The organism is Exiguobacterium sp. KJ 601 (genome assembly GCF_027161185.1).
Taxonomy (GTDB): Bacteria; Bacillota; Bacilli; order Exiguobacteriales; family Exiguobacteriaceae; genus Exiguobacterium; species Exiguobacterium profundum.
In genome coordinates, this window is record NZ_JADHZG010000001.1 from 362,514 (window position 1) to 383,305 (window position 20,792).

The 20,792-nt window shown below is 51.1% G+C and carries 19 protein-coding genes; 16 read left to right on the plus strand and 3 right to left on the minus strand.

From position 1 onward, the window contains the following. Position 1: 1 nt before the first annotated feature. The 14 genes from IRJ25_RS01955 (at position 2) to IRJ25_RS02020 (ending at position 13,437) form a co-directional block, all read left to right on the plus strand. Positions 2 to 640: a sugar transferase gene (locus IRJ25_RS01955; RefSeq protein WP_214690495.1), complete on the plus strand. Its 639-nt coding sequence runs from the start codon at positions 2 to 4 to the stop codon at positions 638 to 640. Between the two features lie 106 nt (positions 641 to 746). Beyond that, on the plus strand, positions 747 to 1,790 hold the full coding sequence (locus tag IRJ25_RS01960; RefSeq protein ID WP_159562892.1) for a polysaccharide biosynthesis protein: 1,044 nt from the start codon (positions 747 to 749) through the stop codon (positions 1,788 to 1,790). Beyond that, complete coding sequence (locus tag IRJ25_RS01965; protein ID WP_214690496.1) at positions 1,754 to 3,031, plus strand: glycosyltransferase family 4 protein; 1,278 nt, start codon at positions 1,754 to 1,756, stop codon at positions 3,029 to 3,031. The genes IRJ25_RS01960 and IRJ25_RS01965 overlap by 37 nt, the downstream gene beginning before the upstream one ends. Beyond that, positions 2,940 to 4,196 (plus strand): ATP-grasp domain-containing protein, encoded by a 1,257-nt coding sequence (locus tag IRJ25_RS01970; protein ID WP_264092891.1) that lies wholly within the window; start codon positions 2,940 to 2,942, stop codon positions 4,194 to 4,196. The genes IRJ25_RS01965 and IRJ25_RS01970 overlap by 92 nt, the downstream gene beginning before the upstream one ends. After that, the gene (locus tag IRJ25_RS01975; RefSeq protein WP_214690497.1) at positions 4,160 to 5,272 is read left to right on the plus strand and encodes a polysaccharide biosynthesis C-terminal domain-containing protein; all 1,113 of its coding nucleotides are present in this window, start codon (positions 4,160 to 4,162) and stop codon (positions 5,270 to 5,272) included. Before IRJ25_RS01970 ends, IRJ25_RS01975 begins: the two co-directional genes overlap by 37 nt. A 14-nt stretch (positions 5,273 to 5,286) precedes the next feature. Then, positions 5,287 to 6,264, plus strand: a complete 978-nt coding sequence (locus IRJ25_RS01980; RefSeq protein ID WP_214690498.1) for a glycosyltransferase family 2 protein — start codon at positions 5,287 to 5,289, stop codon at positions 6,262 to 6,264. A gap of 25 nt (positions 6,265 to 6,289) precedes the next feature. Beyond that, a complete protein-coding gene (locus IRJ25_RS01985) occupies positions 6,290 to 7,411 on the plus strand; it encodes a DegT/DnrJ/EryC1/StrS family aminotransferase (RefSeq protein ID WP_214690499.1) in 1,122 nt (373 codons plus the stop codon). Next, the gene (gene rfbA / locus IRJ25_RS01990; RefSeq protein ID WP_269317653.1) at positions 7,408 to 8,379 is read left to right on the plus strand and encodes a glucose-1-phosphate thymidylyltransferase RfbA; all 972 of its coding nucleotides are present in this window, start codon (positions 7,408 to 7,410) and stop codon (positions 8,377 to 8,379) included. Before IRJ25_RS01985 ends, rfbA begins: the two co-directional genes overlap by 4 nt. Beyond that, on the plus strand, positions 8,285 to 9,337 hold the full coding sequence (rfbB, locus tag IRJ25_RS01995) for a dTDP-glucose 4,6-dehydratase (RefSeq protein WP_269317654.1): 1,053 nt from the start codon (positions 8,285 to 8,287) through the stop codon (positions 9,335 to 9,337). The genes rfbA and rfbB overlap by 95 nt, the downstream gene beginning before the upstream one ends. Before the next feature lie 41 nt (positions 9,338 to 9,378). Continuing rightward, positions 9,379 to 10,359 (plus strand): glycosyltransferase, encoded by a 981-nt coding sequence (locus tag IRJ25_RS02000; RefSeq protein ID WP_269317655.1) that lies wholly within the window; start codon positions 9,379 to 9,381, stop codon positions 10,357 to 10,359. A 14-nt stretch (positions 10,360 to 10,373) separates the two neighbouring features. After that, on the plus strand, positions 10,374 to 11,072 hold the full coding sequence (locus IRJ25_RS02005; protein ID WP_269317656.1) for a WbqC family protein: 699 nt from the start codon (positions 10,374 to 10,376) through the stop codon (positions 11,070 to 11,072). Between the two features lie 39 nt (positions 11,073 to 11,111). Continuing rightward, on the plus strand, positions 11,112 to 12,086 hold the full coding sequence (locus tag IRJ25_RS02010; RefSeq protein WP_269317657.1) for a glycosylase: 975 nt from the start codon (positions 11,112 to 11,114) through the stop codon (positions 12,084 to 12,086). Continuing rightward, entirely contained in the window at positions 12,083 to 13,021 is a 939-nt protein-coding gene (locus IRJ25_RS02015) for a hypothetical protein (RefSeq protein WP_269317658.1), read from the plus strand. The genes IRJ25_RS02010 and IRJ25_RS02015 overlap by 4 nt, the downstream gene beginning before the upstream one ends. Then, a complete protein-coding gene (locus IRJ25_RS02020; RefSeq protein WP_269317660.1) occupies positions 13,021 to 13,437 on the plus strand; it encodes a GNAT family N-acetyltransferase in 417 nt (138 codons plus the stop codon). Before IRJ25_RS02015 ends, IRJ25_RS02020 begins: the two co-directional genes overlap by 1 nt. Positions 13,438 to 13,583: 146 nt before the next feature. Here the strand turns inward: IRJ25_RS02020 and IRJ25_RS02025 are convergent, their stop codons facing one another. Next, on the minus strand, positions 13,584 to 13,844 hold the full coding sequence (locus IRJ25_RS02025) for a hypothetical protein (RefSeq protein ID WP_269317661.1): 261 nt from the start codon (positions 13,842 to 13,844) through the stop codon (positions 13,584 to 13,586). Positions 13,845 to 13,948: 104 nt separating this feature from the next. Here IRJ25_RS02025 and IRJ25_RS02030 point away from each other — a divergent pair, with 104 nt between their 5' ends. Together IRJ25_RS02030 and IRJ25_RS02035 are read left to right on the plus strand one after the other, a co-directional pair. Then, positions 13,949 to 15,190, plus strand: coding sequence for a UDP-glucose dehydrogenase family protein (locus tag IRJ25_RS02030; protein WP_269317662.1), 1,242 nt, complete (start codon positions 13,949 to 13,951; stop codon positions 15,188 to 15,190). Positions 15,191 to 15,287: 97 nt separating this feature from the next. Then, positions 15,288 to 16,016, plus strand: coding sequence for a DUF3784 domain-containing protein (locus IRJ25_RS02035; protein ID WP_269317663.1), 729 nt, complete (start codon positions 15,288 to 15,290; stop codon positions 16,014 to 16,016). A 12-nt stretch (positions 16,017 to 16,028) separates the two neighbouring features. On the opposite strand, the gene IRJ25_RS02040 is transcribed toward IRJ25_RS02035, so the two are convergent. Together IRJ25_RS02040 and IRJ25_RS02045 are read right to left on the minus strand one after the other, a co-directional pair. Next, positions 16,029 to 18,725: an EAL domain-containing protein gene (locus tag IRJ25_RS02040; protein WP_269317664.1), complete on the minus strand. Its 2,697-nt coding sequence runs from the start codon at positions 18,723 to 18,725 to the stop codon at positions 16,029 to 16,031. Positions 18,726 to 18,837: 112 nt separating this feature from the next. After that, on the minus strand, positions 18,838 to 20,610 hold the full coding sequence (locus IRJ25_RS02045) for a C40 family peptidase (RefSeq protein ID WP_269317665.1): 1,773 nt from the start codon (positions 20,608 to 20,610) through the stop codon (positions 18,838 to 18,840). Positions 20,611 to 20,792 lie beyond the last annotated feature (182 nt).

The following is a 20,792-nucleotide window of genomic DNA, read 5'->3' on the forward strand; positions in this document are numbered from 1 at the left end:
CATGGACTATATGACGTTCAAACGAGTTTTTGACGGGACGCTCAGCGGAGTCGCGCTCCTTCTTCTCGCACCGTTTCTGCTTCTCATCGCCCTCTTGATCAAAATCGATTCGAGGGGTCCCGTCTTTTTCAAACAGGAGCGCATCGGGTTACGGGAGACACGTTTTTGGATGTATAAGTTCCGGACGATGCATCAAGACACCCCGAACGATGTCCCGACACATCTGTTTAACGACTCCACGAAACACATCACGCGCGTCGGGGCGTTTCTTCGCAAGACGAGTCTCGATGAATTGCCACAGCTCGTAAACATTTTAAAAGGCGAGATGGCCATCGTCGGACCGAGACCCGCACTGTGGAACCAAGACGACTTGGTCGAGGCCCGTCGACAGGTAGGCGCGACAGAAGCGCTGCCGGGGCTGACCGGATGGGCACAAGTGAAGGGGCGCGATGAGCTTCCGATTGAGATGAAGGCGAAACTCGACGGGGAATACGTTCGCCAGATGAGCTTATGGTTCGATCTGCGCTGTATCGCCTTGACCGTCAGGAACGTTTTGCTCCGGGAAGGAATCGTGGAAGGGGCGCCCCCACCCAGCCCGACGTCTGAAGAAAAGAAGATGATGCATGTTGCGAAAAAATGATAACGGTTTCCATTAAGTTACCAATTTAAGTGAGACCAACCGGGTAAATGATGACATACCGCTCTTCCTACATCTGAGACTAGACAGCTACGAAAGGAGCCTTCTTATGTTTTCCAATAAAACATTGCTCATCACGGGTGGGACGGGATCGTTCGGCAATGCCGTGATGGAGCGATTCCTCGATACGAACATCAAAGAGATTCGCATCTTTTCACGGGATGAGAAGAAACAAGAAGACATTCGCAATCGCTATCATCATGACAAGTTAAAATTCTACATTGGCGATGTACGGGACCCGAACAGTGTCAAAAATGCCATGTATGGGGTCGATTACGTTTTCCATGCAGCGGCACTAAAACAAGTTCCCTCGTGTGAGTTTTTCCCAATCGAAGCGGTGAAGACGAATATTCTCGGTACGGAAAATGTCTTGAATGCCGCCATCGAAGCGGGTGTGGAGAAGGTCATCTGTCTTTCGACGGATAAGGCGGCCTACCCAATCAATGCGATGGGAATCTCCAAAGCGATGATGGAAAAAGTTTTCGTCGCCAAGGCCCGTGCGGTCGGACCAGACCGGACGCTCATCTGCGGGACCCGTTACGGGAACGTGATGGCCTCGCGTGGGTCGGTCATCCCATTATTCGTGGAGCAAATCAAAAAAGGGGAGCCGCTCACCGTGACCGATCCGCTCATGACGCGTTTCTTGATGAGCTTGGCCGATGCGGTCGAACTCGTCGTCTTCGCATTCCATCATGCGCATGCCGGTGACATCATGGTCCAAAAATCACCTGCCTCGACAATCGGTGTGCTCGCGGAAGCCGTGAAACAACTGTTCGGGGTCGATCTCCCCATCAAAGTCATCGGGACCCGCCACGGTGAGAAAGCGTTCGAGACGTTGATGACCCGGGAAGAGAAAGTCGTCTCCGAGGACATGGGTGGATTCTTCCGCGTCCCGGCCGACAATCGTGACTTGAACTACGAGAAGTACTTCAGTGAAGGCAGCCAGGAGTTGACTGCTCAAGGCGAGTACAACTCGAACAATACGAGACAGCTCGATGTGGAGGAAGTGAAGGAACTCTTGTTGACGTTACCTTACATCCAGGAAGAACTCGCGAAATGGACGATTCCCGCTTCCGCGAAACGAATCGGGTGAGTGTGATGACCAGAGAACGAATCGTCTTCTTATCCAATATGGCTTCCCCGTATCAAGTGAAATTCGCTGACGCGCTCCATAAATATTTTGATACTGAGTTTTGGTTTTATAGACAAATCACGGATCAACGTCCTGATTGGTGGGTCATCCCACTTGGTAAACGCTGTCGCGTCTTGAGAGGCTCCTATTTCTCGAAAAAGACGAACTATCTGTCACTCGATGTGTTTGTCCAACTCATCCGGTTTCGACCGCATATCTTGCTGCTAGCCGGCTTTACCCCGTTTCACGCAATTCTCTTAAAAATTGTCAAACTGTTCGGGGTGCGCGTCGTCGTCATGAGCGAGCCAATCCGAAACGTTCGAGGTGAGACGAGCGGCGAATCGACGTTATTGACAAGAGAAAACGGCTTGCACAAGACCACACGGATTCATCGACTGTTCAAGCGGACCGATTTGATTTTCGGAATGGGAAACGTCGCACGCGATCAATTTATCAAGGAACTAGGCTTCCCTTCCGAACGAGTCGTCTCGGCGCCCTATCCGATTGATATCGAGACGCATATGTCGCACCCATTGCGTCAGAAAGGACCAAATGACCCGATTCATCTGTTGTTTGCCAATCGCTTAATTGAACGTTATCAACCGCTCGTCGCCTTGGAGGCGTATCGAATCTTGAAAGAAGAATATCCGAACCTTTCCATGTCGCTCAATCGCGACGGACACCTCGCAGATGCGTGTCGGCGATATATCGAGGACGAGCAGTTGAAGGACGTCACGTTCCTTGACGAAATCGAGTCGTGGGAAGGATTGAATCTCGTTTACCGGAGTTCGGACATCCTCGTATTACCGGCGACCTATTCGAACGGGAACATCAGCATCATTGAAGCCTGCGCGTCCGGGATGGGGATTGTTGTCAGCCATGACGTCAACAACGTTGAGAGACATCTGCACGAAGGCATTAACTGTTACAAATGCGAACCGACGGTGGCGTCACTCGTGACCGAGCTTAAGCGGTATCTGGAACATCCTGAAAAATTGAAAGCTCACGGACAACAATCGAAAGAACTCGTGACACCGCGACTGAACGCCAGTACTGCTGCCATCTACGCCGATTTACTCCAACCACTTTATCGCAAAGGAGATTCTCACCATGCTGAAGCTGATGTTGCTCGGGGGCGCGATGCATCAAGTTCCCATCATCCAAAAAGCGAAACAACAAGGGATATTCACCGTTCTCTGTGACTATCTACCGGATAATCCAGGTCGACTCGTGGCCGATCGCTATTACTGTACGAGCACCCTTGATCGGGAAGCAGTCCTCGCCATCGCGAGAGAAGAAGGCATCGATGGGATTGTCGCTTATGCCTCCGACCCGGCGGCGCGAACGGCCGCCTATGTCGGAGAAGCGCTCGGTTTAGTGACGAACTCGCTAGAAACGGTCGAAACGTTGACGAATAAAGCGAAGTTTCGAACATTCCTACAGCGACATGGCTTTGCCGTCCCGGAAGCCTTTGCGTTTACCGAACTAGAAATAGCCGTCGAAACGTTACGGAATCGAGCGGGCGAGTACATCATCAAACCGGCCGACGCCTCTGGGAGTAAAGGGGTCAACAAATGGAGTCGGGGGAACGGGATTGAGCAGCTTCGTCGCCATCTTCGAGTGGCATTTACGATGTCATTCAATCAGGAAGTAGTCGTGGAGGAGTTCATTACCCGAGACGGCTATCAATTAGCGGGTGATGGATTTGTCGTCGACGGGGAGTTGGTGTTTCGTTGTTTCGGAAACGGACACTTCAATGTGAACGGAGTCAACCCGTTCGCCCCGATCAGTGCGAGTTTCCCGAGTGTCCATCCGCCTCACGTGCTTGAGCGAGTCCATGAGACGTTGCAACGCATGTTGACTAAAGTCGGCTTCAAGCAAGGCGCGTTCAACTTCGACATCTTCGTCAAAGGAGAAGACGTCTATCTGATGGATATCGGTCCACGGAACGGAGGGAATTACATCCCACAAATCATCGAACAAGCGACAGGCGTCGACTTGGTCCAGGCGACGATTGATGTCGCACTCGGGATACCGGTGACGATCGAGATGAAACCAGTGACCGTACCGTCCGCCTATTTCATCATCGGCAGTCAAGAAACGGGGCGATTCATGGGTGTCCATTTCGATGAGGACGCATATACGATTCGACAAGCGAACATCTATTACAACGTCGGAGATGTGGTACCGCGCTTCGAAGGGGCAAATCAAGCACTCGGTAGTTTGATTCTAGAGTTTGAAGACGTCGAGACGATGCTTCGACTCGTCGAACATCCCGAGCGATGGCTGACCTTACACATCCAGTCAACCGAAGAAACGGAGGGAGAATCATGGACATCGTCGTCACCGGTGCGAACGGTTTTTTAGGCAGACACCTCGTCCACGCCTTGGAGCGGGCTGGGCATCTCGTCCTCCCGATCACCCGTTCGACATCATCCGTGGAACGAAGCAGCTATCTGCGTCGAGCGGACGCCGTCTATCATGTGGCCGGAGTGAACCGTCCCGAACGAGTCGAAGAATTCACGACGGGAAACGTCGACTTGACCGAGGCGATCGCCACCGAATTGCTGTCCTATAATCCGGTCCCCGTCTTTTTCGCCTCATCGATTCAAGCGACTCAAGACAATCCTTACGGAAACAGTAAACGAGAAGCGGAGGACATTTTGCGGCTGTACGGTCAACGGAGCGGGGCACCGGTTCACATATATCGGCTCCCGAACCTGTTCGGCAAATGGGGGAGACCATTCTATAACAGTGCGGTCACGACGTTTTGTTATCAGATTGCACGAGGAGAGGACATCACGGTCACACATCCCAATCACGTGTTGACGCTCGCCCATGTCGATGACGTCGTCGCATCGTTTGTAGGGGCGTTGCATAAAACAGAAAGCACCGATTCAGATGTCCCGACACACCAGATCACATTATTCGACCTTGCCCGAATGATTGAATCGTTCGAAGCGGTCCGAATGGCTAGAGGGGTACCGGATGTATCGGATCCTTTTACGAAAAAGCTGTACAGCACGTACTTAAGTTACTTGCCGAAAGAACGGATGGTCACGCCTCTCTTGATGCATCAGGACGTGCGGGGATCGTTCACAGAACTGTTCAAGACGCCTGACCGTGGTCAAGTCTCCGTCAACGTGGCCAAACCTGGAATCACAAAAGGGGAGCACTGGCATGAGTCGAAACATGAACAATTCATCGTCGTCAGCGGTGAAGGCGTGATTCGGCTCCGATTGATGGACCAAGATCAGATCATCTCGTTCCATGTCAGTGAAGAACAGCTTGAAGTCATCGAGATTCCGCCAGGTTACGTCCATCATATCGAAAACACGGGCGTGAAAGATTTAGTGACGGTGATGTGGGTGAACGAGCCGTTCGACGCGAGTCAACCGGACACCTATCGAGCCACTGTCGCACAAGATGCGGAAGTCTCATAAAGGAGGGATTCATCATGGTCATGGTGAGCATCAACTGCATCACATACAATCACGAGAAGTACATCGCTCAGGCGATTGAAGGCTTTTTGTCACAGCGCACGAACTTCGAGGTCGAGATTCTGATCCATGATGACGCCTCGACGGATCGGACGGCAGACATCATCCGGGAATACGTTCAGAAATATCCTGAAAAATTCAACGTCATCTATCAGACGGAGAATCAATATTCAAAAGGCGTGTTCATCGCCCGGTTGAACGAGGAGCGGGCACGTGGCAAATACATCGCGGTTTGTGAGGGCGATGATTACTGGACCGACCCGTACAAATTGCAAAAACAAGTCGACTATATGGAAGCCCATCCGGACTGTACGCTTTGTTTCCACGATGCGTATGTCGAGACAGGGGGGAAGCTCCACACGAATTGGCACGTCATTCCATGGATGCCGGAAAATCGAAAGCTTGCTTCATCCGTGCCCCGGACGTATGATGCCGGAGAATTACAGTTACTCGGGTTCGTTCCGACGATGTCCATGTTGTATGTGAACGATTTCCGTGACGCCCCGCGATGGCTCGAGGAGACGCCGGCGCGAGATGCATCGATTCGCTTGTATATCACGAGCAGGGGATACGCCTACTACATGCCGGAAGTGATGAGTGTCTATCGCTACGAGGTGGAAGGGTCGGCGACGACCATGTGGAACGAGGGGAATGTCGAACGTGACGTGAAGCGACATGAGGACTTCATTCATTTTATCAACTTATTTGATGCCTATACCGATGGGAAATACCATCAGGATTTAGAGTTATCACGAATCTCTTTTGAAGTGGGGCTTCACCGATTGAAAGGAGAGTATGATGTGTTACGTTCCACTCGGTATGACGCGTATCTCGATCGATTCGTCGGAATCGATCGAATCCGACCTTACCTGATGATCAAGCAGCCGCATTTAACGGAGTGGCTGATCAAAGTACGAAACCGAGCATTCGCTTAAGCGAAAGGAAAGGGGTGATCTCACCATGAATGGTTCAAATGTAGAAGCAGATGCCGTCATTCCCGTCACGCGACCGAGTATGCCGGATTTTGATACGTATGTCGAGATGATTCGTCCCCTTTGGGAATCGCGTCACTTGAGCAACCGTGGCGAGCATGTGCGGGCATTAGAAGAAGAGTTAGAGCAGCGTCTCCACGTCCCGCACGTCTCTTTATTGACGAACGGTCATCTGGCCCTCGAAACGGCGATTGACGTGCTCGGATTGACGGGTGAGGTCATCACGACGCCGTTCACGTTCGCCTCGACGACGCATGCGCTCATCCGAAAACAAATCACCCCTGTCTTCTGTGACATCAACCCCGTCGACTATACGATTGACGTCGACAAAATCGAGGCGCTGATCACGGAACGGACGACGGCCATCCTCCCCGTTCATGTGTATGGGAACGTATGTGACGTGGAGGCGATTGAACAAGTCGCGAAACACCATGGGCTCCACGTCCTCTACGATGCGGCGCACGCGTTCGGTGTCCGGCACGACGGGCGCGATGTCTCGACGTTCGGCGATATGACGATGTTCAGCTTTCATGCGACGAAAGTGTTTCATACGATTGAAGGTGGGGTGCTCACGTTCCGGGATACCCGTTACATCGAGGCGATTCATCAAGCCGTCAACTTTGGGATCACCGGACCAGAATCCGTCGAATCGGTTGGGGGCAACGCCAAGATGAATGAGTTTCAGGCGGCGATGGGACGGTGCAACCTCCCACGGATTGATACCGACATTGAAAAGCGGAAACGTCTGGTCGAGCGATACGACACCCGTTTAAGGGACGCTTCGTTTCTTCGCTTGAACCTCCGGAATGAACGAACCGAGTCCAACTATGCGTACTATCCGGTTCTCGTCACGCCAGGGAGAGAGGCACGCGATGACATGATGGCATACTTAGCGCAGCATGGGATTCTCGCCCGGAAGTACTTCTATCCGCTCGTGACCGATTTTTCCTGCTACGCATTCGACGCATCCGTACCGAACGCCACATACGTCTCGGATCGGGTGATCACGTTACCTCTGTATCCGGACATGACAATGGAGATGGTTGACCGCATTTGTGACGTAATCCTTGAAGGAGGGAATGAACGATGAAAGGGATCATTCTAGCGGGTGGGAACGGGACGCGTCTCTACCCGATGACGAAAGCAGTCTCGAAACAGCTATTACCGATCTACGACAAGCCCCTCATCTATTATCCGATGTCTGTGTTGATGCTCGCCGGCATCAAGGAGATTTTATTGATCTCGACCCCTAAAGACATCTCCGGGTATGAGCGACTGTTCGGTGACGGGCATCAACTCGGAATCTCGATTACGTACCAAGTACAAGAGCGTCCGGTCGGTCTCGCGGATGCTTTCATCTTAGGAGAATCGTTCATCGGGGGCGACTCGGTTTGCCTCATCTTAGGGGATAACGTCTTCTATGGTCCGAACTTGACGCGCTTTTTACAGGATGCGAAAGAGCGGCAGTCAGGCGCGACGGTGTTCGGGTATCCGGTCAAGGATCCACGGGCATTCGGTGTCGTCGAGTTCGATGCGGATCGACGCGTCTTGTCCATCGAAGAGAAACCGGTGGTCCCGAAATCCAATTATGCGGTACCGGGGCTCTACTTTTATGACAATCAGGTCGTCGAGTTCGCGAAACAAGTGAAGCCGTCCCCGCGCGGTGAGCTTGAGATCACGTCAATCAATCAAATGTATTTAGAACGAGGCGAGTTGAACGTCGTCTTGTTCGGTCGCGGGATGGCATGGCTCGATACCGGTACGCCAGAGGGGATGATCAAAGCCTCCATCTTCGTACAGACGGTACAGGAACGGCAAGGCTATTATATCGCATGTCTGGAGGAGATTGCGTGGCGTCGTGGGTTCATCACGCGAGAGCAATTGGCCGACATCGGTCAGACGCTCAAGATGACCGATTACGGACAGTATTTGATATCGCTTCTAGAGGAAGGAGAACAGACCAATGCATACGATCCTAGTGACTGGCGGAGCCGGGTTCATCGGTTCAAATTTCATAAAACACTTTCGGGAGAAACATCCAACGTCACGAATCCTTAACGTCGACGCTTTGACCTATGCCGGCAATTTAGAGAACGTCCAAGCGTTCGAGCACGACCCGCTCTACGTGTTTCGGAAAGTAGACATCCGTGACCGTCCAGCGATTGATGAACTGTTCTCTCTCTTTGAGATTGACGAAGTCGTTCATTTTGCGGCGGAATCGCATGTCGACCGAAGTATTCTTGAGCCGGAGTTGTTCCTCTCGACGAATATCTTGGGTACACAAGTGTTGCTCGATGTGGCCATGCGGCATTGGAAACGGTACCCGGATGACAAATACAGTCGAGACTATCGAGACAATGTCTGTTTCGTCCATGTCTCGACGGATGAGGTGTATGGGTCGCTAGGGGAGTCAGGGTTCTTTACAGAAGAGACCCCCCTCGCCCCGAACAGTCCTTATTCTGCCTCGAAGGCCGGGTCTGATTTGCTCGTTCGTTCCTATCATAAGACGTACGGCTTACCGATTAAGATCACCCGTTGCAGCAACAATTATGGTCCGTATCAATTCCCCGAGAAACTGATTCCGCTCATGGTGCACCATTGTATGACCGATCAACTACTCCCAGTATATGGGGACGGAGGACATATCCGGGATTGGTTACATGTGCAGGACCACTGTGAAGCCATCGATCTCGTTCGACAAAAGGGGCGAGTCGGAGAAGTCTATAACATCGGCGGACATAACGAGAAGACGAACCTCGAGCTCGTCCGAACGATTTTACGAGCGTTTGACTTATCCGATGACCGCATCCAATTCGTGACGGATCGCCCTGGTCACGACCGTCGTTATGCCATTGACGCGACGAAAATGAAAGACGAACTCGGGTGGGTGCCACGCTACAGTTTTGAACATGGAATCGAAGAGACGATTGAATGGTACCGATCACATCCGGAATGGGTCGAGCGCATCGTTTCGGGAGCGTATAAAACCTATTATCAAGACAAGTACTCTTCCTAAATCGGAGCCGTTCTATCATCTCGGGAAAGGAGGGAATCGACATGGTGATGGTCAGCATCGACTGCATCACGTATAACCACGAACCGTACATCGCCAAAACGATTGAAGGATTTTTGATGCAGGAAACAGATTTTGAATTTGAAATCCTCATTCATGAGGATGCCTCAACGGATCGGACGGCAGACATCGTGCGCGAATATGAAGAACAGCACCCAAACCTCATTCGGGTCATCTATCAAACGGAAAACCAATATTCTCAAGGTGTGTTGGTGAATCTGTTGAACGAAGAGAGGGCGCGTGGCAAGTACATCGCGCTTTGTGACGGGGATGACTATTGGACCGACCCACATAAATTGCAGAAACAAGTCGACTATATGGAAGCCCACCCGGACTGTACACTCTGTTTTCATGATGCGTATGTCGAAACGGACGATACACTCCATACCGGATGGCACGTCATCCCATGGATGCCTGAAAACAGAAAGTATGCCTCGACGGAGCCGCGGACCTATCATGCCGGGGAGTTACAGCTACTCGGCTTCATTCCAACGATGTCCATGCTGTACCGAAATGGACTGACAGACCATCTGTTAGATTGGATCGGCGATACGCCTGCCTTCGACGGCGCGCTCAAACTTCACGTCGCAAGCCAAGGTTACGCCTACTACATGCCTGAGGTGATGAGCGTATATCGATTCGGTGTGTCCGGGTCGGTCACCACGAAGTGGCGTCAACGAAACAGGGAGCGCGACATCGAGCGGATCGAGGCGTTCATCCGAATGATGGATGCGTTCGATTCCTATACGAATGGCAGATTTCATCAAGAAATCGAAATTTCTCGCTTATCGTTCGAGGTCGGCTTGCATCGGCTCAGACGAGATTTTAAAGCGCTGAAGTCCCCCCGGTATGACCGATATGTGGAGCGTTTCGTCGGGAGAGAGCGGCTACGTCCCTACTTGATGGTACGACATCCGCACTTGATGGAGTGGTTGATTCGCATGCGCTCGTTCCAGCTCGGCTAAGGGAGGCGGCTCAAATGAAATTAGGGATCATGCAACCTTACTACTTCCCATACCTCGGTTATATTCAATTGATGAACGCGGTGGACCAGTTCGTCATCTTGGACCATGTGCAATTTGCGAAACGAGGATGGATTCATCGAAACCGCATTTTGGTCGAGGGACACATCAAACCGATCCATCTGAAAATCGATCATATGACACAACATCGTACGATCCGTGAGCATGAGCGGATTCTCGATCCAGTTCATGAGAGCTATCAACTGCGCTTATTGCACCATGCGTATCAACGCGCACCAAGTTATGCCGACGTCATGCCGATGGTGGAACGAATCATTAAAAATGAAGAACACAATGTCGCCACTTATCTAGAAACGTTATTGACGGAAGTGCGTGATTATCTCGAGATGGATACGGAGTTATTGGTCGCCTCCTCGCTCGATTACGACAAGTCGCTGAAGTGTGAACAACTGGTGCTCGAGATTTGTCATCATTTGCGTACCTCGCATTACATCAATGCGATTGGCGGGCGGGAACTTTATGACAAACAGCGTTTCGCGGAATCCGGGGTGCCGCTTGATTTTATCCAGATGGATGCGGTGGAATATGCTCAATTTGGTCATTCGTTCACACCCAACTTGTCCATCATCGATGTCTTGATGTTCAATTCGAAGACGAAAGTGCGTGAATTGCTCCACGCCTATACGCTCGTCTAATCGGGCGAGATAGAGGACGCAACGATTAGAGGAAAGGGGATGAACACGTTGAACACATCATTTGAATGGACCAATCGACGTCTATTCTTCAGCCCTCAGCGAGACGCATCACTCGACTGGATGGATGCGTTCGCACAAGGACCTTGTGTGTTGGAACGCGATACCTATTTGCGGATTTATTTCAGCTGTCGACCGAAACCGATCGATGGACGCTACGTCAGTCACAGCGGGTATGTGGATGTCGCAAAAGAGGATTTCTCGATTCTTCGGGTGAGTGAACGACCCATATTGGAGCTCGGTGCACGTGGGACGTTCGACGAGTTTGGTGTCTATCCGTTTTCGGCGATTGAGGTCGGGGATGAGGTGCATGCCTATTACGGGGGCTGGACGCGTACGGTGTCCGTTCCGTTTAATGTGAATATCGGAAAAGCCATCAGTCGGGACGGCGGACGTACGTTCGAGCGTGTCGGTCCAGGACCAATCCTATCGTATACGCTAGACGAACCCTTCATCTTGAGCGGACCGAAGATTCGACGTTTCCATGACACGTGGGTGTTGTTCTATATCGCCGGACGAGAGTGGGTCATGGATGGCGAACGTCCGGAACCGGTGTATAAGATCCGGTTGGCCACGTCGAAGGACGGGGTCACGTGGGTGAAGGCAGGACGAGATTTAATCGAAAGCATACTTCCAAATGAAGCGCAGGCTAGTCCAGACGTCTTTTATGAGGATGGACGCTATCATATGTTTTTCTGTTACCGCGACGCGACCGATTATCGGAAAAATCCCGAGCGGACGTATCGAATCGGATATGCCTCTTCTCCGGATTTCCTCCATTGGACGCGTGACGATGACGTGATGAAGTTCTCGCGGACAGAATCAGGATTCGATGACGAGATGGTTGCCTATCCCCATACGTTCACGTTGAACGGAAAACGATATTTACTTTACTTGGGCAATGAAGTCGGACGAGAAGGATTCGGCATCGCGGAGCGCAAGGAGGGAGCGAGATGAAGTGGAAGAAACTCGGACACATCTTCGACCCGGCGCCGTACGGATTTTTCGGGGAGTACTCCTCGTTCGCCCAGTCCCCTCAGGCGCTCGTCTTCGGAGATTTTGTGCGCATCTATTTCTCGACCCGTGAACCGGACGGTGACATGTTCAAGAGCCACGTCCGATATGTGGACATGACACGTGATTTCAACATCATCGACGTGTCCACAGATGAGATCATCCCCCTTGGAAAACGGGGGACGTTCGACGAACACGGGATCTTCCCATTTCACGTCACGCGGACGCGTGATGGGCTTTATGGCTATACGAGTGGCTGGAGCCGTCGTGACTCGGTGTCGGTCGAAACGGGGATTGGCCTCTCTGTCAGTCGGGATGAGGGGGAGACGTTCGAACGGCTCGGCGACGGACCGGTATTATCGGCAAGCATCGAGGAACCGTTTCTCGTCGGCGACCCATTTGTCGTCACACGGGAACAATGCTATATGTATTACATTTACGGGACGACATGGAAAGAGGGTCCGGATGGCGTCCAGGAACGTACCTATAAGATTGCGCTCGCCACGTCAGAAGATGGACAGACGTTCAAGCGTCACGGAAGAATCGTTTCGGATACGATTGCGGACGAGAGTCAGGCGCTTCCGACCGTGTTCGAAGCGCACGGACGCTATCATATGATTTTTTGTTATCGAGACACCTTTGGCTTTCGGACCGACCCGTTACGCGGATATCGATTAGGTTACGCCTATTCGGAAAATCTGTTGGACTGGACGCGTGATGATTCGGCACTCGGATTCGAGCGAAGTTCCGACGGATGGGATGCGGACATGGAATGTTACCCGCACGTCTTCGAGTGGGACGGTCGGCACTACCTCCTTTATAACGGGAACGAGTTTGGGAGACATGGATTTGGCGTCGCTGTCTTGGAGAATGTATGATGACTCGCGACCAAGGGACGGTTTCTGACTATGTGGCGCATCTTGAGGCGTGTGATCATCTGTTCCCGACCAAGCTGTCGGAGCGGGTAGCGCTAGAGCCATACGCTTTGAAGCTCTACGAACGGGCAACGTCGTATGAAATTTGGAACGACGAGCGTCTCGTCGGGCTAATCGCAGCATACATGGATACGGACATCGTCTTCATAAGCCATATTTGCGTGTTGCCGGAAGCGCCGTCCGGTAGTGGACACGCCTTACTGGAAGCGTTATGCGAAGAAGCGGTTAAGGCGAACAAACGGAAGATTCACTTGCACGTCGAGGCAACGAACGAACGGGCGATTGCCTTCTACATGCGACACGGCTTCAGCGAGCTCGACCGAATCGATGATGTGCTCGTCATGGAGAGTATATTATGAAACGCATCTCTCTCGTATTTTAGAATTAAGAAAGTTAAATACAAACCGAAGCTGATCCTCGTCCATCGTACGAGGATTTTTTGATGAATGCAGGAAACTGATAAGCTTTATCGAATACGACAAAAAGAAAAAGCGCCTGACCGAGGTCAAACACTTTTCTTGAGCTCTCGTTTCCGGTCGCGTTGTACTTTCCAAATCACCGATCCAACGATGATCAGGATTGGCGCGATGACCCATGGATGGGCTTCGAGAATCGAGACGAGTTCAAAAATGGAGAGCCATCCGCTCACCATGATCAAGACTAGCAAAAAGGTTTTCAGTCCCCCCCGGACCGGAAACCAAAAATAAACGAACAATGTCACTAAGAAGAAAGCGATTAAGCCCATGCGGTTTGTCCTTTCACCCATCATTTTGACTCATTATAGCAAAGAACATCGAGAGAGTGTTAGAAGCTTCACTTCTTCGGCGTGTTTCGGTACGCTTATAAAAGATGATTGAAGGAGGAACTGATGTGAAATTTGGAATTATTGGTTTAGGATACGTTGGATTGGCTACACTTTGTGGTTTGGCAAAAGCCGGTCATCACGTCATCGGGGTTGAAGCGGACGAAGAGAAGCTACGTCTTCTCATGAGTGGACACCCGCCATTCCATGAACCAGGCATGGCAGAGGTGTTGCAAGAGCACGCCGACCAGATCACCCTGACAAGCCGAATCGCGGATACGGAGCAGGTCGACTATTTGATTCTTGCGGTCGGGACACCGAGCAAGTCTGATGGAAGCTGTGACTTATCTTATATCGAAGCAGTCTTGTCGGAACTGAACACGAAGCATAAAATCGTTATTCGTAGCTCGGTCCCACCCGGCACGACCGATTTACTGAACATCATGTATCCCTCTCATACGTTTGCGATTGTACCTGAATTTTTACAAGAAGGACGCGCGCTCGCAGACGTCATGAAACCACACCGTGTCGTCATCGGGTGTGTAAACTTCGAAGTCGCAGAAGAGTTGGCAGGAATCTACGGACGCCTTGGCGTTCCGCTCATCTGTACAACACCGATCAATGCAGAACTCATCAAATACGCCTCGAACGCCTTTTTGGCCACGAAAATTAGCTTCATGAACGACTTGTCGCGTCTAGCCGATCAAGCTGGCGCTGACATTTCGACGATTGCGGACGGGATGGGACTCGATCCGCGAATTGGGCGTTCGTTCTTGAACGCGGGCATCGGGTACGGAGGTTCGTGCTTCCCGAAAGACATGAACGCACTTCTACACGTCGCGAGTGAAAACGAGATCGACCTACGTGTCATCCGGGCGGCGACGAAAGTGAATGAGACGCAAATCGAGTACGTGCTCTCAAAATTGAACGTTGAACCGAATATGCGCATAGCTATTCTTGGTTTGGCATTCAAACCAGGAACGGACGATATGCGAGATGCCCCATCAATTCTACTCGCTCACCACATGGTGGCCCGTAACGTGGACGTCATCGGGTATGATCCGATTGCGACGTGGGACTATCCACAAGCGACGACGGTTGAAGAGGCGCTGAAGGGAGCCGATTATGCCATTCTCGTCACAGAATGGGATGAGATTGTGAACTTGGCACCGGGTGCTTTCAACGGCATGCGCCAGCGTCGATTGATCGATGCACGAAACGCATGGAAGTTCGCACGCAATCCGGGCGATGTGTCATACGAAGGAATCGGACGGATGCAACGTCCGTCGAACACACCGACTTCAAACTAAAACTGTTCAGGACCGCTCATATAGGCGGTCCTGTTTTTGCGAGACGTGAATCTTTTGTAGCAGTCATGACGTATAGAAAGGAGAGGAGGCGAGGCATATGTGGATTCTCATTCTAGCAGCAGGAATCGTCATCGCGTTAGGCTTCGCGGTTGACAGGCTCGCTTGGTATCACTTGATCTCTGGATACAATACAATGTCGAAAGAGAAACAGGAGCGGGTCGACATCAAAAAAGTGGCGCGACTGATTGCCTGGATGTGTTACGGGATTAGTGCGCTTTTTCTCATCATTGCGCTCATCGAACTGTCTGGTTGGAACGTTCCGCTCGAACCGTTCTTTCTCGCCCTGATGGTATTCATTGTCGGGATGCTCTGGCGGATGCAACGCTATGACGGTAACATCTACGATGGAGCGGGGCGCTTGAGACCAGATGGGAAAAAACGTCTCATTCCGATCATCATTGTCTCTGTCGTCTTACTCGTCGGTGTGCCGGCGCTTATGTTTTGGTTCAGTCAACCGACTGAGGTGACCGTGACGGATGAAGCGATTGTGATTGAAGGCAGTTATGGTCGTGAGGTCCCGTTTGATGAAGTGGCAGACGTGACATGGACGACATTGCCGGATATCGCGCGTCGAACGAACGGAGCAGATACGGGAACGCGTCTGACCGGACATTTTCGGACGGAAACAGGGGAGGATGTACTCCTCTTTATCGACCGCGATGTCGAACCGGTGATCCGACTCGATTGGTCAGAAAAAACAATCTATCTCAATCAGTCTTCGTTTAAAGAAACGAGGCAGTTATATGAGGACATTCGTTCACGCTGAAAAAAGGGACACTCAACGCGAGTGTCCCTTTTTGTTGACCCATGATTCGAATGAAGCCGCATCCAGGGCGGGTGAGAAGTAGAAGCCCTGTCCGAGTTCGACCCCTTCACGAAGCATGCGTGACAGGTCGCTTTCGGTCTCAATCCCTTCGGCGAGAGCGGTCAGCTGTTGCTCGTTCGCAAAGCGAGAGACGGCACGTAAGAAGGAAGTACTTTCTTTCGCCTTTCCACTCACATACATCCGATCAATTTTCACTTCTTGAATCGGTAGGTGCCAAATCGCTTCGAATGAGGCGTATCCGGTCCCGAAGTCGTCGATTGATAGGCAATAGCCGAGGTCGGAGATGTCTTCTAATCGTTCGAGTTCACTCGCATACGACATGATATCCGAGGACTCCGTCAATTCAATCTTCAATCGGTCAGGTAGCCACGGGTATACCTCAATCGAATCCCGAAGCTTCGCCACGATGGAAGGGTCGACCGAATGGGCCGACAAGTTGAACGACAAGGAGATGTCTTCAAATGAAGTCCCTTGCCATGCGACGAGCTGGGAAATCGTCTGATCGAGAATATTATGTGAGAGCCATAAGATTTGATCGGAACGTTCCGCGATGCGAATGAACTCGTTCGGTGGGATGATTCCGATGTCAGGATGTGTCCAACGAGCGAGCACTTCCGCGCCGACGACGCGACCGGTTTTCAATTCGACTTGCGGTTGATACGCGACCGTCAATTCTCCTTTTCGGATGGCGTCCGGAAGCGCTTGTTCAATCAATGCGGCGAGTTGCATCTGGGCTAAAATTTCCGAGTCATACCAAACCGAAGGGGTACGTGTCTCTTTGGCGTGCTGTAACGCCTTCATCGCCTTGAACAGACAATCGTTGTAAGTCGATTCCGTCTCAGTTGCCCCGATTTGAATATGCACATTTTGACGTTTATGGTTGAGTGTCACTTCTGTCGGGAAGAGCTCCAACAGCTCGTGCTCATCCTCGTACGAGAAGCCTTTGACATACAGCATAAACGTGTCGTCTCGGTATCGACCGAAGAGATGTTGGGCATATTTCGAAAGACGGGACTCGACGGCGCGCGCAAACTCAATCATGAGCAAATCGGCATACGCAGGGTCGTACCAATCGACGAGATGATGATAGTCATGAATCCGGATAAGGACAAATGCACCGTCAATCTCTTGCTTTTCCCACTTGCGAATAAAACCGTATTCGTTATAGAGATTGGTCGCCAAGTCGAAACGGACGAGACGGTCGACCTTCCGTTCCCGTTCGACCCGGTCTGTCTCATCTTCGACGATGAGGTAATACGTCAACTTTTCCTCACGCTTGAGCGGCGTCAGTTTCACATTCAGATAACGGAGGTGTTCCCCTTTCAGATGAATGATGAACTGGGCACTCGTCCCATGTTCAGTCACACCTTCGAGCGCTTGCTCAAACAAACGGCGACCCGTCTCGGTGAACAATTGATTAATCTCATATAAGTTCCGATCACCGAAAAACTGTCGGAACATTTCGTTGCGCTCAATTAAATTATACGAGTCATCCATCAGTGCGATGGCGAGTCCCGTTTCAGAGAAGAGGGACGACCAACGTTCGTGATAGCGCACGAGATCTTGCGAACGATTTTCAAGTTCATGAACAGTCGAATGGACACTCGTGGCAATCTCGCGTAACTCGTCCTCGATCCCTCGGAAATCATGTGTTTTCGGAAACATCGCTTCGACAGGTTCTAGGCTAGGGTCGATGGCGAGTGCGCGTGCCTTGAGATGCGCCAAATCGTGATTGTAACGATTGCGTGTATAGTAGAGCAGGAATAAGAGTCCGAGAGATAAGAGCAACGTCACCACGAATGAAGTGGTGGCTAAGACTTGATAATGCTTACTTTCTTCTTGAAGCATCGTCTCAGAACTCGAACGGATGGAACGAAGGGCACCATAGGCGTCCTCGTAGACATTCGTTGAATTGACGTAACGAGCTTCTAGAGACGCCTCGCGATTCGCCATATTCGCAAAGGACTGCCCGCTTTCCGCCACGTCGATGACCGCTTTCGACTGCAGTGTCTCATTCGATTCAATGATGGTTTGAACAAGTTTTGCTTCGCCGACAATCATGTCCACGGTGTTTGTGAGTTGATCCGCATCAATCGGGTTACGGAAGAGGGCTTCACGATTCCGCATAAGAATCGATTGCATTCGCATGATGGCATCAGTCAGTTCGTATGCCGCATTCGATTGATTCGTTTGCTCGAGTGCTTGATATAGCCATCGTCGATTGATGGAACTGATGACATCCGTTGGGACCGCCTCGAACTGTTCTGCCTCAAGAATTTGATTCAACTCATTTGAAAACGTCTGGAGTGTCTCCCGTTCCCGTTCGTTCACACCGTCCCCAAAGTCGTTCAATAAACGCTCATTGTATTGGAGTGCCCGTTCTTTGTACGGTGTGGAGAGGAAGGATGTCGTCTGATTCGACTGCTCCTCATACCGGGTCGCCGCCTCGAACAGAGACACGTATGCTTCGACACCAGCTAGGTCTGCCGCTTGATTCAAATTCGTAATCGTCTGGTCGATGGCTTCTTGTTTTTCATGCCAATAAAAACTCGTGCCAAGTCCAAACAACAGGACACCGATGAGACAAGCAATCGCGAGCGCCATCGTGTAGGTACGGTATGGAATTTTTGCAAAACGGGGTTGGCCCATCCGGCACCTCCTTTTTTCCTTCATCATACTTCCGAATTCGGGTCAGGCGATAAAAATCCTGCAAAACGAAAGAAAAACCCGACTTTTGTCGGGTTTTTTAGCGTGACCAAAGTCACGGTCGTTTATAACCGATTAAGCGTGACTGCCAATACGGTTCTTTACTGATTTGGTTGTATCCTAATCCGGATGAACCGGCATGGATGAACGTATCGGAATTGATCATGATACCCATGTGCGATGGCCCGGCGGTATATGTGTTTTCGAAGAAGACGAGGTCACCGGCCTGCGGGACGAATGACTTGGGCAATTGAGGTCCGAAATAAGCACCACCCCAATAATTAGCCACGTTTGTCCGTGGGATGCTGACGCCGGATTGATTGAATACATAATAGATGAGTCCTGAGCAATCGAATCCACCATTTGCCGGGCTTGATGATGCCCATACGTACGGTGTGCCGACGAAACGTTTTGCCACATCGATGGTCGAAAGCCTAGTAGCTTGGGCACTTTGTCCTTTGATTTCAGTGACGGCTGATTTTGCGACGAATCCTGATGCGAGACGATAGTGGGTCGATGTCTCTCCGATCACGTTCAAGAGTTCTCCCCGAAGTGTCGAGCCGACCGTGCTACTCGACTCGTTCGCCTGTGACCGAATCGATGTCGGATAGTACGTATAATATGAATTCGAATCATAAGAACCTTCAACCCAAGACGGGCCGACTGCCGAACCTTTCGGAACGGTTTTCACATAAGCCGAGGCGACAAATCCTACCGTATTCCCGTAATAGATTTGAAGCCAGCCTTTTGACGACTGGACGACGCGCAACGTCTGTCCTGCTTTGACACTCCCGATGATGGTCGCGCTCGTCGATGCGCTCGAACGTACGTTCAAGGACGGTGTGTTGACGATATAATCGACAGCCGCATTACCAGCACCGGCATCGCCTTCGTTCGGAGCCGGGTTGCTCGGTGTCGTGGAGGTCTGCTTCAAGTAACCGGCGCTCACGTATCCGGACTTCCCATTATACGTGACATAGTACCAACTGCCCGACTGTCTCGTCGCTTTGACGACGGTTCCGTTCGGGATAGTCGTGACGAGCGGATAACCGACGCCTGCACCTTGTCGAACGTTCAAGTTTGCCGTCGTAGTGAATTGTTGATTGATCGATTGTCCTGTACTCGGTGTTGTCGGTGTCGCCGCTCCTGATGTTGTTAAATATGTATTGGCGACATATCCTGTTTTCGACCCATACTTCACTTTCGACCATGACCCTTCGACAGATAAGACGGTCACGGTTTTGCCTTTTGGAATCGTGAGCAATACGGTCGTCTTCGTAGACTTCGACGAACGCAGATTCAAGTTGGCTTTCGTTTGAGCTGTAGTCGAGCTCGGTGTGACCGTTGTTGGTTTGTCGGTACTGCTAGACATAGATGCCTTTTGCAAATAGTCGTTATGCACCCATCCGGTCTGTCCACCGTAACTGACTTTTGTCCATGAACCGTTTGATTGAATCGACGTGAGCGTCGTACCTTTTGGAATCGTCAAGAGGACGCGATGCCATGTTCCGCCCGCGACGCGCATGTTCAATGCGTGTGTCGTCGTGACGCGGTTCGTACTCGCCGTGGTTAACGAGGAACCACCTGTCGCAGCAGAGGGACTGCCTGTGAGCTTTAGTTTTTGACCGATGCGAATGCTATCGGAAGAGAGACCGTTCAACGATTTAATCGTCGCAACGGACACATCATAGGACCGACTGATCGACCATAACGTATCACCCGAACGCACCGTATGTGTGCTCGCCGCTGCTGCTTCGTCTGCGTGGGCAAGCACGCTGACCGCTGCAAGTGCCGCGAATGAATAGGTGAGACCAGACTTTGGATTCATAGCGTCACATCCTTTCAAAGAGTGAGAACGAAACAATTCAACAAATGAAACAATACAAGTTCATTGTACGGTGAGAGGAAAAGGACAATCAATGGGACAAAGGGTCAATTCACACCACTTTCTTAAAAAGGAGGTCAATAATTTATAAATGGGAATAATTTCAAATTTTGTTTATTTAAAAA

Coding starts and splice junctions, on each gene's coding strand:
- IRJ25_RS01955 (WP_214690495.1), top strand. CDS start 2: ATGGACTATATGACGTTCAAACGAGTTTTTGACGGGACGCTCAGCGGA.
- IRJ25_RS01960 (WP_159562892.1), top strand. CDS start 747: ATGTTTTCCAATAAAACATTGCTCATCACGGGTGGGACGGGATCGTTC.
- IRJ25_RS01965 (WP_214690496.1), top strand. CDS start 1,754: ATGGACGATTCCCGCTTCCGCGAAACGAATCGGGTGAGTGTGATGACC.
- IRJ25_RS01970 (WP_264092891.1), top strand. CDS start 2,940: ATGCTGAAGCTGATGTTGCTCGGGGGCGCGATGCATCAAGTTCCCATC.
- IRJ25_RS01975 (WP_214690497.1), top strand. CDS start 4,160: ATGGACATCGTCGTCACCGGTGCGAACGGTTTTTTAGGCAGACACCTC.
- IRJ25_RS01980 (WP_214690498.1), top strand. CDS start 5,287: ATGGTCATGGTGAGCATCAACTGCATCACATACAATCACGAGAAGTAC.
- IRJ25_RS01985 (WP_214690499.1), top strand. CDS start 6,290: ATGAATGGTTCAAATGTAGAAGCAGATGCCGTCATTCCCGTCACGCGA.
- rfbA (WP_269317653.1), top strand. CDS start 7,408: ATGAAAGGGATCATTCTAGCGGGTGGGAACGGGACGCGTCTCTACCCG.
- rfbB (WP_269317654.1), top strand. CDS start 8,285: ATGCATACGATCCTAGTGACTGGCGGAGCCGGGTTCATCGGTTCAAAT.
- IRJ25_RS02000 (WP_269317655.1), top strand. CDS start 9,379: ATGGTGATGGTCAGCATCGACTGCATCACGTATAACCACGAACCGTAC.
- IRJ25_RS02005 (WP_269317656.1), top strand. CDS start 10,374: ATGAAATTAGGGATCATGCAACCTTACTACTTCCCATACCTCGGTTAT.
- IRJ25_RS02010 (WP_269317657.1), top strand. CDS start 11,112: ATGAACACGTTGAACACATCATTTGAATGGACCAATCGACGTCTATTC.
- IRJ25_RS02015 (WP_269317658.1), top strand. CDS start 12,083: ATGAAGTGGAAGAAACTCGGACACATCTTCGACCCGGCGCCGTACGGA.
- IRJ25_RS02020 (WP_269317660.1), top strand. CDS start 13,021: ATGACTCGCGACCAAGGGACGGTTTCTGACTATGTGGCGCATCTTGAG.
- IRJ25_RS02025 (WP_269317661.1), bottom strand. CDS start 13,844: ATGGGTGAAAGGACAAACCGCATGGGCTTAATCGCTTTCTTCTTAGTG.
- IRJ25_RS02035 (WP_269317663.1), top strand. CDS start 15,288: ATGTGGATTCTCATTCTAGCAGCAGGAATCGTCATCGCGTTAGGCTTC.
- IRJ25_RS02040 (WP_269317664.1), bottom strand. CDS start 18,725: ATGGGCCAACCCCGTTTTGCAAAAATTCCATACCGTACCTACACGATG.
- IRJ25_RS02045 (WP_269317665.1), bottom strand. CDS start 20,610: ATGAATCCAAAGTCTGGTCTCACCTATTCATTCGCGGCACTTGCAGCG.